This window comes from Weizmannia sp. CD-2023, assembly GCF_036225245.1.
GTDB classification, from domain to species: Bacteria; Bacillota; Bacilli; order Bacillales; family Bacillaceae_C; genus Weizmannia; species Weizmannia faecalis.
Genome location: NZ_JARTJQ010000004.1, coordinates 14,512 through 25,283, shown reverse-complemented (window position 1 = coordinate 25,283; position 10,772 = coordinate 14,512). Strand labels below are relative to the sequence as shown.

The window sequence follows — 10,772 nt, the reverse complement described above, 5'->3', positions numbered from 1 at the left end:
CGGAAGTTAAGCTTTCCAGCGCCGATGGTAGTTGGGGGTTTCCCCCTGCGAGAGTAGGACGCTGCCGGGCTTGTATTCCGCAGTAGCTCAGTGGTAGAGCAATCGGCTGTTAACCGATCGGTCGTAGGTTCGAATCCTACCTGCGGAGCCATCATGGAGAGCTGTCCGAGAGGCCGAAGGAGCACGATTGGAAATCGTGTAGGCGGCTAAAAGCTGTCTCAAGGGTTCGAATCCCTTGCTCTCCGTCATGATCCATATGGCCCGTTGGTCAAGCGGTTAAGACACCGCCCTTTCACGGCGGTAACACGGGTTCGAATCCCGTACGGGTCATCATTATAACTGGAGGATTAGCTCAGCTGGGAGAGCGTCTGCCTTACAAGCAGAGGGTCGGCGGTTCGATCCCGTCATCCTCCACCATTTTATCATCGCGGGGTGGAGCAGTCTGGTAGCTCGTCGGGCTCATAACCCGAAGGTCGCAGGTTCAAATCCTGCCCCCGCAATTTACATATAAAGGTCCCGTAGTGTAGCGGTTATCACGCCTGCCTGTCACGCAGGAGATCGCGGGTTCGATTCCCGTCGGGACCGCCATCCATTTTACATAATTGTGGCTCGGTAGCTCAGTCGGTAGAGCAAAGGACTGAAAATCCTTGTGTCGGCGGTTCGATTCCGTCCCGAGCCACCATTTGGCCGGTCTAGCTCAATTGGTAGAGCAACTGACTTGTAATCAGTAGGTTGGGGGTTCAAGTCCTCTGGCCGGCACCACGCAATATGGAGGGGTAGCGAAGTGGCTAAACGCGGCGGACTGTAAATCCGCTCCCTCAGGGTTCGGCGGTTCGAATCCGTCCCCCTCCATTTTTTAAAGGGGCATAGTTTAAAGGTAGAACAGAGGTCTCCAAAACCTCCAGTGTGGGTTCGATTCCTACTGCCCCTGCCATTATGATGGCGGTTGTGGCGAAGTGGTTAACGCACCGGATTGTGGCTCCGGCATTCGTGGGTTCGATTCCCACCATCCGCCCCATATTTATTGGGCCATAGCCAAGCGGTAAGGCAACGGACTTTGACTCCGTCATGCGCTGGTTCGAATCCAGCTGGCCCAGTATGCGGAAGTAGTTCAGTGGTAGAACATCACCTTGCCAAGGTGGGGGTCGCGGGTTCGAATCCCGTCTTCCGCTCCATTGATGGCGGCATAGCCAAGAGGTAAGGCAGAGGTCTGCAAAACCTTTATCACCGGTTCGATTCCGGTTGCCGCCTCCATCATATCATGCCGGTGTGGCGGAATTGGCAGACGCGCACGACTCAAAATCGTGTTCCTTCGGGAGTGTCGGTTCGACCCCGACCACCGGTATCAAAAACCTTGTCAAATCAACGTTTGGCAAGGTTTTTTATTTTATGTAGGCACACGATATTTTGAGTAAAAATCGTGTGTACCATGTCGTGCGAACCATTGCGAAAGGAAAGGTTTGCCATGCGTCGTAAGAACACACTCACGCAAGCTGAACTTGCGAAAGTACATGTAAACACACCACGGGAAATTGATTTTCAAACAGCCTTGAATTTGTTCCTTGATGACTGTGCCTTGCGTAATTTACGTGAGCATACATTGAAGTTTTATGCGGGCGAAATAACCACGTTTAAAAAGATTTTGGAAGAGCAAGGAATTGACACGGAACCACATCGGATAACCGAAAAGGTTATTGAAAACAACCTGATTCTTTATATGAAAGAACAAGGGCTAAAGACAGTTACAATCAACACCCGGCTTCGGGCAATTCGGGCTTTCTTTAATTTCCTCGAGAAAAAGAAATTTATTTCGAATAACCCCATGAAGGACATACACCTTTTGAAAGACAGAAGGCATGTTGTGGAAACATTTTCTAAAGAACAATTGCACTCCTTGTTAAACGCCCCGGATATGCACACGTTTACGGGCGTAAGGGACTACACCATTATGTGCCTATTGTTAGAAACTGGAATACGAGCGAATGAACTCATTGGAATCGACTTGCAAGACGTTCGGATTCATGAGGGTGAAATTCTAATAAAACATGCAAAAACGTACCGAGAACGTATTGTTCCAATTCAGAAAGAAATGCGCCGCATACTTAAAAACTATGTTGCTATACGTGGCATTGTGGAGACACAGGCGCTATTTATAACGATTGATGGAACGCGGCTAACCAAGCGACAACTTCAAAACAGAATAGCCTTCTATGGGCACAGGGCGGGCTTACATGGCGTACGTTGTTCTCCCCATACATTCCGCCATACGTTCGCAAAGGAAAGCGTAAAGAACGGTGCAGGAATCTTTGAATTACAGCAGATACTTGGGCATACATCAATGGAAATGGTTCGTGTGTATGTGAATCTTTTCAGTGAGGATGTAAAGCAACAGCACAAAAAGTTTTCACCGTTAAAAACCCTGTTGTAGGTGGCACATGATTGCCACCATTTTTTTATTTATTTCTTACCAAATTACGAAAAACCGTTGTATTTTTGTTTAACATGGCATATAATAAAGCCATAAGGGAATTACAATATTTCGTAAAGGGGTAATGAAAAATGAAAACCGAATTACACGATTTATACGCGAAGGGGTACAGATACTTGGCCAAGAATGAACTCGGTGGGGTGTGGGCGTTCAAAACAAAGCCTTGCCGGAGTACTTTGTTAAACCGCAGGGTTGGCTTCGGTGTTTGGGTACAACATGACTACCCGGATATGCGGCTGTTGGATGAACTAAAAACTAAATGGCGCAAGGACGTAACCGGGACATACGACTTTCTAACATGGGAATCGGAACCGGTTCTAATTTCAGAATTGATAAAAGAGTGAGGGGGTCATTCAAGACTCCCCTTCTCAAAAAAAACATTACAAAATTACGAAATACCGTTGACTTTCAACGTAACATATCATATAATATAGCCACAGGGGTTGATAAACCCGTCAATTACTAAATTTCGCAAAGGGGTAATGAAAATGATGACAATCAGCGAAATGAAACGATTGAACAAATTGGCAGGGCAACATTGGTTCAACAAAGGTGCAATGGAATTTTTCAACACAAAGATTGAAGCAAAGCCGAACAAAAACAACTTATTCATTACAAGCGAACACATGGGGGGACAATAACAAAAGATACACAATTCGCAGATTCAACGCGAACACTTATGAAGTGGAAACAGTTTCAGAGTTCCGCGAATTTAAAACACTAGAAGAAGCAAGAACAGCAAGAAAACAAATGAAATAAAGAAAGGGGAGCCGGTTAAGGCTCCTTCTTTTTTGTCATATGGTTGCGGACAAATTCAGAAACGTTCTTACTTTGGTAAACCTTAAGCGGCTCCCAATTGAGCTCCCTGTATTTTATTTCGGTAACTATCCAAATAAACGGAAAATATTTTGTATATTCCTTCCATTGTCCACCTTTGTAATATTCAAGATAACGTTTGTATTTGGCATTCATTCGCTTCTTGGTGTAAAAGTCTCGTTGTATTTCAACAAAAAAGGGGGCGCCGTTCCACACCATGAAAATGTCCGGTTCAATAGTGCCCTTGTCGCCAACCTTGGGCTCCACTTCAAAAACCGTTGGCGCCTTGTATTCACAAATTTGAATGTAAAAGTCTGCAATGGCTTTGAAGTGCGGAATCTTTGTTGAATCGGGTTTCATAGTGCTTTCACTTGGAAAGTATGCATACGGGCGCACATTACGGTTAACACTCACCAATCCATATGTGTTAAGCCGTTTCATGACACGATTACAAGTAACTGTTTTTTGTTTTACATCGGAAAAGTACATTTTGATAAGCTGGTCACGGTCTAAGATACGGAACTTTTTTAAACCTTCAACAATAGCCTTGTCACGTTGATTCAACTGCTATTCCCCCTCAGCACAGGTAAGTCCATAAAGTCATCATTTTCTTCATATTCAACATCAATAATTTCTCCGTCATGGATATGCGGGGCAACCTTGAAGGGTTCAAGAAGGGAACGAGCATTTTGCAAAGTAAGGAATGGTGCTTGTAACAACACCACACCTTCATTCTTCATAATGAACTTCCCTTTTTCATCTGCCTTAATTTTAGAAGCATCTGCTTCCGAACTTCTCCCAAGTGTTATGTCACTATTGATTTTGTCTGAATGACGGAAAGCATAACGCACAGTGAGGTTGTTTTTGAGCTGGCCTTCAAGAACCTTGGAATCGGGTCTTTGCATGGATAGAACAAGGAAGACACCGAGAGCGCGCCCAATACAGGAAATTTCCTCAACAATGTCCATGAGTTCCTTTTCTTTTTTCAACAAGGCAACCTCGTCAATTGCAAGAAGAATATACTTTTCAAAAGATTTACCTTTCAATTTGTTATACTCGTCAATATGTTCAACTTCACAAGCGTCTAACAGGTCGCCGCGGCGTTCAAGTTCTTTTTTGATGAATACAAGACATTTGTACAAATCTTGTTTTTTAGTCATAACAGCTTTTACACCTTCAACGTTGCGGAATACATGAAATTCGCTTCTCTTCATATCTCCAAGGTAGAGGTCAATACGTTCCCGCATATGAAGAATTATGCTTGTGATAATTGACCGCAACATGACTGACTTCCCGCTCCCAGTTTCACCCGCAATTAAAAGGTGCGGATTGCTTATCATATCATACGCCACAATGTTTCCGTGTATGTCTTTGCCTGCAATAATTGGGAGGTTGAATTTTGAAAATATTGGTGCGAACTCGTCGTAATTGTACAGGAATTCTTTGACAATATCCTTTTTAAATACTTTCAAATTATAGGTCAAACCGTCGCCATTCAAGTCATACAGCTTTCCAAACATCTGCTGAAAAATGTATTCCTTGTTCTGTATTTCTTTTGGGTTCAAACCAAGTGGCAACTTGAAGACATATTGAAAGTATTCTTCATTTTCCTGAAAGTCAACAATGGCCGGGAAATGCTTTATTTCATGTTCTTCCCCGTTTGGGAGTCGTTTTGTACGCTTATAAGCAATGTCCGCAAGTCTAAAAGCATTCTTCAACTGTGCTTTTTTGAACCAAACGTCAAACATAGGTTCACCCCTTACATAAACAGTACAAGCTTTTTGAAAATGTCCCACAGTACCCAAACCGCGCCGGTCATTCCACCCATAGACAACATAAAGTCCATTATGCCGTTTATCGTTTCTGACTCTACCTGTTTCCCAATTCGTTCAAGCTTGTTTTCAACCATTGCTACCCCAACAACTGTACTCCCAATTACACCGATTGCAATAATTCCACCCATTTGAAAATGACCCCCAATGTTGAATTTTTAACCCTTTCCTTCCTTCATTCACTTCTCGTTCATTCCGGAACAAAATTTTGAATTATTGCCATGTGTACTGTTTGGGCATGTATAAATATATTTAGTCGGATATATTCACTGATATATTTTCAAATATATTCAAGCGCCTAAAAAAGTTGCTTGTTCGAATACAAAAAAATATATTTTTCATGGTCACATCTATGGTTGCACCTTGTTATACCCATATAGGAACACACAAGGTTTGACCATGAAGGGAGGTTACTGAATGCTTGTCTTGTTCGCATGGTTAGTGGTTGTGTTTGCATTCATGATTGGATGGGTGTGTTTTTCCAATGAAGACCCCGGCGTTTCACTGATGGGAACAATTATCGCGCTGATAATGGCGTACTTCCCGCTTTTGTACATTTTTGGAGGAGGTTATTAAACATGGCAAAAATGGGAACGGTTGAATATTTTGAAAGCTTTATTGAAAACTCCATGAAAGAAAGCGGGGAAAACACACATGAAGCTTTGTACAGATTCACGTTTGCCCTGTTTGACTTGATTGCCGAAGGCTCTTTCACACCCAGCAAGAAGGAACAGCTTGAACAGCTTTTGAACTTAAGGGAAGCAATGAACCGCATTTCAAAAAGACTTGGTTCCACATGGGAAACCGTTCTTTGATAAGGGAGGTAATTGTAATGAAATTTGAAGAAGCACTCAAATATTTGGTAAACAAAGGAAAAACAATAGGCTCATATGATGACGGGTATCTGTACGACAAATATGAAAGTCCAAAAGACCTTGCAAGGCTTGAAGATTACGAAATTGCATATGACTGGAAAGTTGTTGAATGGATAGAAAAACCGTATGAAAAGGCTATTGTGGAGCTTGTAAACGGTAAAAGAATACGTTCAGTGGATGACAACGGAAAGGTTTTAAGAGTATATGACAACATAACTGAATTACCAAAAATGACAATGGACGAGGTTGAAGAAGGCACTTGGGAAGTATCTCAATAATAATTCAAAAGGAGGAGGGACTTAAATGTTCCGATTTTTTAAAACAAAGAAGTATTACGAACAGCTACTTGCAGACCGTGAACAAAGCATTGTCGAGCTCGCGTCTGAACTCCAGCGGCTTGAAAAAATCATCAATAGACAGGACGACGAACTTGATAAAGCATACGAAGAAAAAGAAGCCTTTGAAGTTGAATGCATTAAACTTGAAGACGAACTTCAAGACCTCATGGATAAATATGTGTATCTTGAAGGTGAGGTCGAAGTCCTTGAAAGTGAACTTGCACATGAACGAGGTGATTGGTAACCGGCGGAATCATTATTTGATTCCGTCTTTCTTTGTTGTTAAACAATGAACATGGTTGCACTTATGATATGACAAGGAATGACACCCTGTTAAAAAGAGGAGGGATGAATATGAAGGAGCTACTTACGTATTTACAAGTGCTTGCGCAATTGCAGGCAAGCGGGCACATTGTAAACGGGGAAATCAAGGAAGCTTTAACAGCAGTCCGGCAGGAACTTGGTTTTGAAGAAGTGCCTAAACAAGTGAAGGACTCAAAGAAGTTATTGTTTGACAATGTGGTGCTGAACCAAAATTTGCACACGGACATTTTATTTCATGCTGTTGTGGAACGCAATGAAAAGGTTCTTGACTTGCCGTTTGGTATTGACAACAACAAATTAGTTTTTGAGGACGTTGTGGAACTCGTGCGTTTGTTTCCAAACGTTCATTTTGTAACCAAAGAATTTATTTTTGGTGTTGACCGTGTACACAACTTTGACAAGACGTTTGACTTTGGTCAATTCGGTGTTGGTGATGTCGTAATTCTTGACTCAAATATTCCCTTGCGTGGGAATTCAATGGCGCGGTTTATTTGCTTGAAGTAATGCGCCGGCTTACTTTTAAACAAGCGTTCCTTTGGAACGACAATGTAATAAGCCAATGTAAGACTACAAGCGTTTGTGTGCCGTCACATATTTGTGGGGTCAATGGAATATGCCTTTGAAAGAATATGCGTTCCTACGGAACGACAATGGCAATACCATGGAGGTTTGAAAAGGTGTAACAAAGTGTAGGAAAAGCTATACAAAAGTGTCCACATTAGAAGGACAATGAATGACATTTGTCCTTCCGGTGTGTACATATAGGAAGGAAGGAGGAATTTGCATGAATGAAGTGTCACACAAGAAGTCAACAAAGTCGCTAACGCTGAACCAGATAGACTGCGCAAAAATTCTTGCGGCAAATGATATTCACCAACTTACTATGAAGGAAATCGCGGATATGCTAGGGGTATCCGAAAGAACAATATACCGGTGGAAACAAGACCCGGCCTTCATTGCGTACCAGAATGAGCAGGCAGACCAACTCATGGAGGACTTCATTGCTGAGGCTTACGTTGAACTAAGGAAGATTGTAAGGTCATCACAGTCGGAGAAGTCTAAGCTCAAAGCAATCGAAATGGTGTTGTCAAACCGTGGTAAGTTGAAGCAGACACAAGAAGTTACGCACAAGGTTGAACATGAGTTTGACCTTGAAAAAGAACGGAAAGAAGTTCTTGAAATGGACGTTGATTCAATTGAATGAGTCAACGTCTTTCTTTTTTTTGTCTAATTGATAATGAATTGATAATGAATGAATCACTTTATCAATTATGTTACATTGGAAGCCTTTAGTACCAATGTTTATGCAAAGGTACATACGAATGTAACACAGTGCGGCATTGTTCCATGCATTATGTTACATTGGAGCGACAACGAAAAAAGATACATGAACAAAGATTTTTCTTTTTGAAGCACAAAAATTAAAAAGGTTGAATGAGTCGGCGTCGGGAAAATCCAAGCGTCGAACCGGGAAAGAACGAGCGACCCCCACCACCGGGGGACACCCCGTTTCAAACCCGGAAACTGGTACAAAAATTTTACACAGCACTTTTTTCAACTTTCATGGAAAATTACTGGAAATTAAATGGTGGCGGTTCCTTGTGTACCCATTGTTGACCAACTGTACACGCCTTGTGGACTATTCCCATACATATTCAAGTAAACAACAAAATAATACTCATGTGTCACACAACGCCAACAACGCTGTTTACCCCAATAGAAAGGGGCTGAATCAAACCGTGAGAATCACAATTACAAAATATAACAAGGAGGAATACAGGGCAACACTCCTTGAATCACTTGACCGTTTCATTGCGTACGCGGGTCATACAGACGTTTTTGAATACCGACAATACTTACCACTTGCTGAACACTTAAAAGCCCATATCGACGACGTGGCGGTTCATATCCACAATTTTTGTTTTAACTCAGACAACACCGGCAAAGAAGTGTACCCGCGTGAAATGCTTCGTTCGCTGTATGACTACAGGTATTTTTGCTACAAGAACCGTGTGGATAACCCTGATGAAAACTTTTGTACGCTTGAAGAACAAAACGAATATTCAAGGAACTATGTACATTTTGACTTCAGTGTAAAAAGCAATCTTAAAGCATTCCGTGACCTTTGAAAGGAGCTAATGGGATTGGAAAAGAATATTGAAAATGCAACCCTTACAATACTGCTTGAAATTGATGGAAAGGTTCATTTGGTTGGGATGACTAAAGAACACCTGGAGCAAGTAGAATTAGTCGTAAAGAGGTACGCAGATGTTGCTATTCCAACAAGTGTAAGTCAAAAAGAACTATGTGATTTTCTTGGTTACAAATAATTCAATGACTTGTAAGGATATGAAATATGTGAAAGTCTATGTACTGGAAGTGCATGGTCATGTGTCAGGTATTTTCAAGGAATACAAAAGGGCACAACAAGCAGGTGAAGCGCTTATTCATTCGTCACAAGAAATTAAAAGCTATGTTATCCAAGAACATGAAGTTATCTGAGTAAGGAGCCGCCAAGGCTTCTTTTTTTTTGTCACAACAAAGCCATGAAGTTGTTCCTCCAAATATCAAAAAGTTTTGGAGGAATGACACAATGGCAAAAAAGAAAGTACAAAGGTGGACACAAGAACGGTTTGAAAAAGATTGCGAAAAACAGTACGGTCATAATTTTGGCGGTTGGACAATTGCAGGCAAGGTTATAAGTGGGAACAAACCTGTTAAAATGATTTGTCCAAACGGACATGTGAATTATAAAAAACCCTCGAATATTGCACGGTGTGAAAGAATTGGTTGCAAAGAATGTCAGCAACAGGAAACATCCCTCAAGGGGTACATGCGAATTAGTAATGTGCTTGAAAGCGAAGAATATACAATTACAACAACACCCGAGGAATACGCAGACGACTACAAGAAGCAGAAACAAAAAAAGACCAATCTAGTAAAAGTAAAGGCATTGTGCCCACACGGTGAACCGTTTGAAACAAGCTATACACACTTTGTCTATCAAAGAAAACGTTGCAAATGTGAGCACAAAGGCAAAAAACGTGTGGTGCGTAAGAGTATTAATTCGATTGAAGAACTTAACAAGTGTCTTGAAGAAACAAGCAGTTTTCAAGTCACAGATAAAGTATACAAAGGAGTTGCCGCCGAATACAATGTTATTTGTACTGTTTGTGGAAAACAATTTAAAAATATTAAAGGTATGGTGCATAATATTCTATATCGTGGACAGACATGTGGTTATTGTAGTGGCCGTGCTTGTGATACTGAATTGTTTACTAAATGGATAAATGAAAATAGACCGGGGTTTGAGCTATGCAAGGGACAGGAATATAAAAATTCTGACACGCCCCTTGTTTTCCGTTGCTTGAAGCACAACGAAACTTTTTTAAAAACACCAAGTGATTTTAAAGATGGCCAAACAGGCTGTAAAAAATGCATTTCCGAAGTATTATCTACAAGTTCACAACAAATGCATTCACAGTATGACCAAACCAGCCCGTTGACACCACTAAGCATGTACCTCCGTGGTCAACTCAAACAATGGACGACGGACTCACTCGAAGCCTATAAGTACAAATGTGCAATATCCGGTAAAGGTGGAGCACTTGAAGTTCACCACGTTTACAAGCCGTTCAACATGCTTGTCAAAGAATGCGTTGAATCATTGAACCTGCCAATTTATGAGAACATTGGTGAATACACGGAAGAACAGCTTTCAACAATCACAAACAAGGTTCTTTCAGAACACAAACTTGGTGTTCCGTTAACCAAGGAACTACACAAGGAATATCATTCACGATATGGATATTATGAGGGTGTCAACTATGAGAACTTTGTTGAATTTGTAAAAGACAAGTGTTCACAAGACTACAACAAGATAATAGCAAGACTAAAACAATGAGGAGCCGTTGCGGCTCCCTTATTTTTTTACAACCAACAGATTGATATAAAAAATGAATCAATTAATCAATTATTGATAACAAATTTGTATAACTAAAATTATTGTAAAAAGGTTGTTACAGCACACTATGTATAAGTGAAGTTACGAAGTAACTTCTCGCGAAGCGAAATACAAGGAAAACAATGATAAACAAGT

At 41.3% G+C, this 10,772-nt stretch carries 16 protein-coding genes, 15 tRNA genes and 1 rRNA gene; 29 read left to right on the top strand and 3 right to left on the bottom strand.

The genetic code is table 11. The features are described from left to right. The 19 genes from rrf to P9687_RS17270 form a co-directional block, all read left to right on the top strand. A 5S ribosomal RNA gene (gene rrf / locus P9687_RS17275) occupies positions 1-70 on the top strand; the annotation flags it as partial. A 6-nt stretch (positions 71-76) separates the two neighbouring features. Further along, positions 77-151: transfer RNA gene (locus tag P9687_RS00955), tRNA-Asn, on the top strand. A gap of 4 nt (positions 152-155) precedes the next feature. After that, positions 156-245, top strand: a tRNA-Ser gene (locus tag P9687_RS00950). A 13-nt stretch (positions 246-258) separates the two neighbouring features. Beyond that, positions 259-330: transfer RNA gene (locus P9687_RS00945), tRNA-Glu, on the top strand. Between the two features lie 11 nt (positions 331-341). Continuing rightward, a tRNA-Val gene (locus P9687_RS00940) sits at positions 342-417 on the top strand. A gap of 9 nt (positions 418-426) precedes the next feature. Next, positions 427-500: transfer RNA gene (locus P9687_RS00935), tRNA-Met, on the top strand. A gap of 12 nt (positions 501-512) precedes the next feature. Then, positions 513-588: transfer RNA gene (locus tag P9687_RS00930), tRNA-Asp, on the top strand. 18 nt (positions 589-606) lie between these two features. Beyond that, positions 607-682: transfer RNA gene (locus P9687_RS00925), tRNA-Phe, on the top strand. A 4-nt stretch (positions 683-686) separates the two neighbouring features. Further along, positions 687-762, top strand: a tRNA-Thr gene (locus P9687_RS00920). Between the two features lie 8 nt (positions 763-770). Next, positions 771-852, top strand: a tRNA-Tyr gene (locus P9687_RS00915). 8 nt (positions 853-860) lie between these two features. Then, positions 861-934 (top strand) — tRNA-Trp (locus P9687_RS00910). An 8-nt stretch (positions 935-942) separates the two neighbouring features. Continuing rightward, positions 943-1,018: transfer RNA gene (locus P9687_RS00905), tRNA-His, on the top strand. 7 nt (positions 1,019-1,025) lie between these two features. Next, positions 1,026-1,097: transfer RNA gene (locus P9687_RS00900), tRNA-Gln, on the top strand. Positions 1,098-1,100: 3 nt separating this feature from the next. Further along, positions 1,101-1,175: transfer RNA gene (locus P9687_RS00895), tRNA-Gly, on the top strand. Between the two features lie 5 nt (positions 1,176-1,180). Continuing rightward, positions 1,181-1,254: transfer RNA gene (locus P9687_RS00890), tRNA-Cys, on the top strand. A gap of 9 nt (positions 1,255-1,263) precedes the next feature. Further along, positions 1,264-1,345, top strand: a tRNA-Leu gene (locus P9687_RS00885). A 120-nt stretch (positions 1,346-1,465) separates the two neighbouring features. Next, complete coding sequence (locus P9687_RS00880) at positions 1,466-2,428, top strand: tyrosine-type recombinase/integrase (RefSeq protein WP_328228628.1); 963 nt, start codon at positions 1,466-1,468, stop codon at positions 2,426-2,428. Positions 2,429-2,976: 548 nt separating this feature from the next. After that, positions 2,977-3,129: a DUF7447 family protein gene (locus P9687_RS00875; RefSeq protein WP_328228627.1), complete on the top strand. Its 153-nt coding sequence runs from the start codon at positions 2,977-2,979 to the stop codon at positions 3,127-3,129. 43 nt (positions 3,130-3,172) lie between these two features. Next, the gene (locus tag P9687_RS17270) at positions 3,173-3,247 is read left to right on the top strand and encodes a hypothetical protein (protein WP_431521938.1); all 75 of its coding nucleotides are present in this window, start codon (positions 3,173-3,175) and stop codon (positions 3,245-3,247) included. Between the two features lie 15 nt (positions 3,248-3,262). Here P9687_RS17270 and P9687_RS00870 read toward each other — a convergent pair whose 3' ends face one another. Genes P9687_RS00870 through P9687_RS00860 form a run of 3 tightly spaced genes read right to left on the bottom strand, consistent with a single transcriptional unit; the run spans position 3,263 to position 5,267 of the window. Continuing rightward, entirely contained in the window at positions 3,263-3,868 is a 606-nt protein-coding gene (locus P9687_RS00870; RefSeq protein ID WP_328228626.1) for a replication-relaxation family protein, read from the bottom strand. Next, positions 3,865-5,052: an FtsK/SpoIIIE domain-containing protein gene (locus P9687_RS00865; protein WP_328228625.1), complete on the bottom strand. Its 1,188-nt coding sequence runs from the start codon at positions 5,050-5,052 to the stop codon at positions 3,865-3,867. The genes P9687_RS00870 and P9687_RS00865 overlap by 4 nt, the downstream gene beginning before the upstream one ends. An 11-nt stretch (positions 5,053-5,063) precedes the next feature. Next, positions 5,064-5,267: a hypothetical protein gene (locus P9687_RS00860; protein WP_328228624.1), complete on the bottom strand. Its 204-nt coding sequence runs from the start codon at positions 5,265-5,267 to the stop codon at positions 5,064-5,066. 286 nt (positions 5,268-5,553) lie between these two features. Between P9687_RS00860 and P9687_RS00855 the strand changes: the two genes are divergently transcribed. The 10 genes from P9687_RS00855 to P9687_RS00810 all read left to right on the top strand — a co-directional run bounded on the left by P9687_RS00855 (position 5,554) and on the right by P9687_RS00810 (position 10,577). Continuing rightward, positions 5,554-5,712 (top strand): hypothetical protein, encoded by a 159-nt coding sequence (locus tag P9687_RS00855; RefSeq protein WP_328228623.1) that lies wholly within the window; start codon positions 5,554-5,556, stop codon positions 5,710-5,712. A gap of 2 nt (positions 5,713-5,714) precedes the next feature. Continuing rightward, positions 5,715-5,951 carry a hypothetical protein gene (locus P9687_RS00850; protein WP_328228622.1) on the top strand — a complete coding sequence of 79 codons (237 nt, stop codon included), beginning with the start codon at positions 5,715-5,717 and terminating at the stop codon, positions 5,949-5,951. 17 nt (positions 5,952-5,968) lie between these two features. Further along, positions 5,969-6,289, top strand: a complete 321-nt coding sequence (locus tag P9687_RS00845) for a hypothetical protein (RefSeq protein ID WP_328228621.1) — start codon at positions 5,969-5,971, stop codon at positions 6,287-6,289. 25 nt (positions 6,290-6,314) lie between these two features. Then, positions 6,315-6,593, top strand: coding sequence for a hypothetical protein (locus P9687_RS00840; protein ID WP_328228620.1), 279 nt, complete (start codon positions 6,315-6,317; stop codon positions 6,591-6,593). Positions 6,594-6,703: 110 nt separating this feature from the next. Then, positions 6,704-7,177 (top strand): hypothetical protein, encoded by a 474-nt coding sequence (locus tag P9687_RS00835; RefSeq protein WP_328228619.1) that lies wholly within the window; start codon positions 6,704-6,706, stop codon positions 7,175-7,177. Positions 7,178-7,457: 280 nt separating this feature from the next. Beyond that, positions 7,458-7,877 (top strand): phBC6A51 family helix-turn-helix protein, encoded by a 420-nt coding sequence (locus P9687_RS00830; protein ID WP_328228618.1) that lies wholly within the window; start codon positions 7,458-7,460, stop codon positions 7,875-7,877. Between the two features lie 535 nt (positions 7,878-8,412). Beyond that, on the top strand, positions 8,413-8,802 hold the full coding sequence (locus P9687_RS00825) for a hypothetical protein (RefSeq protein ID WP_328228617.1): 390 nt from the start codon (positions 8,413-8,415) through the stop codon (positions 8,800-8,802). A 15-nt stretch (positions 8,803-8,817) separates the two neighbouring features. Next, positions 8,818-9,003, top strand: coding sequence for a hypothetical protein (locus P9687_RS00820; protein ID WP_328228616.1), 186 nt, complete (start codon positions 8,818-8,820; stop codon positions 9,001-9,003). 28 nt (positions 9,004-9,031) lie between these two features. After that, positions 9,032-9,175, top strand: coding sequence for a hypothetical protein (locus P9687_RS00815; RefSeq protein WP_328228615.1), 144 nt, complete (start codon positions 9,032-9,034; stop codon positions 9,173-9,175). A gap of 91 nt (positions 9,176-9,266) precedes the next feature. Further along, positions 9,267-10,577 (top strand): hypothetical protein, encoded by a 1,311-nt coding sequence (locus tag P9687_RS00810; protein ID WP_328228614.1) that lies wholly within the window; start codon positions 9,267-9,269, stop codon positions 10,575-10,577. The last annotated feature ends 195 nt before the right edge of the window (positions 10,578-10,772 follow it).

Excerpts from the sequence above, each read along its gene's own strand:
- P9687_RS00880 (WP_328228628.1), top strand. The coding sequence starts at position 1,466 with ATGCGTCGTAAGAACACACTCACGCAAGCTGAACTTGCGAAAGTACAT.
- P9687_RS00875 (WP_328228627.1), top strand. The coding sequence starts at position 2,977 with ATGATGACAATCAGCGAAATGAAACGATTGAACAAATTGGCAGGGCAA.
- P9687_RS00865 (WP_328228625.1), bottom strand. The coding sequence starts at position 5,052 with ATGTTTGACGTTTGGTTCAAAAAAGCACAGTTGAAGAATGCTTTTAGA.
- P9687_RS00860 (WP_328228624.1), bottom strand. The coding sequence starts at position 5,267 with ATGGGTGGAATTATTGCAATCGGTGTAATTGGGAGTACAGTTGTTGGG.
- P9687_RS00855 (WP_328228623.1), top strand. The coding sequence starts at position 5,554 with ATGCTTGTCTTGTTCGCATGGTTAGTGGTTGTGTTTGCATTCATGATT.
- P9687_RS00850 (WP_328228622.1), top strand. The coding sequence starts at position 5,715 with ATGGCAAAAATGGGAACGGTTGAATATTTTGAAAGCTTTATTGAAAAC.
- P9687_RS00845 (WP_328228621.1), top strand. The coding sequence starts at position 5,969 with ATGAAATTTGAAGAAGCACTCAAATATTTGGTAAACAAAGGAAAAACA.
- P9687_RS00840 (WP_328228620.1), top strand. The coding sequence starts at position 6,315 with ATGTTCCGATTTTTTAAAACAAAGAAGTATTACGAACAGCTACTTGCA.
- P9687_RS00835 (WP_328228619.1), top strand. The coding sequence starts at position 6,704 with ATGAAGGAGCTACTTACGTATTTACAAGTGCTTGCGCAATTGCAGGCA.
- P9687_RS00830 (WP_328228618.1), top strand. The coding sequence starts at position 7,458 with ATGAATGAAGTGTCACACAAGAAGTCAACAAAGTCGCTAACGCTGAAC.
- P9687_RS00810 (WP_328228614.1), top strand. The coding sequence starts at position 9,267 with ATGGCAAAAAAGAAAGTACAAAGGTGGACACAAGAACGGTTTGAAAAA.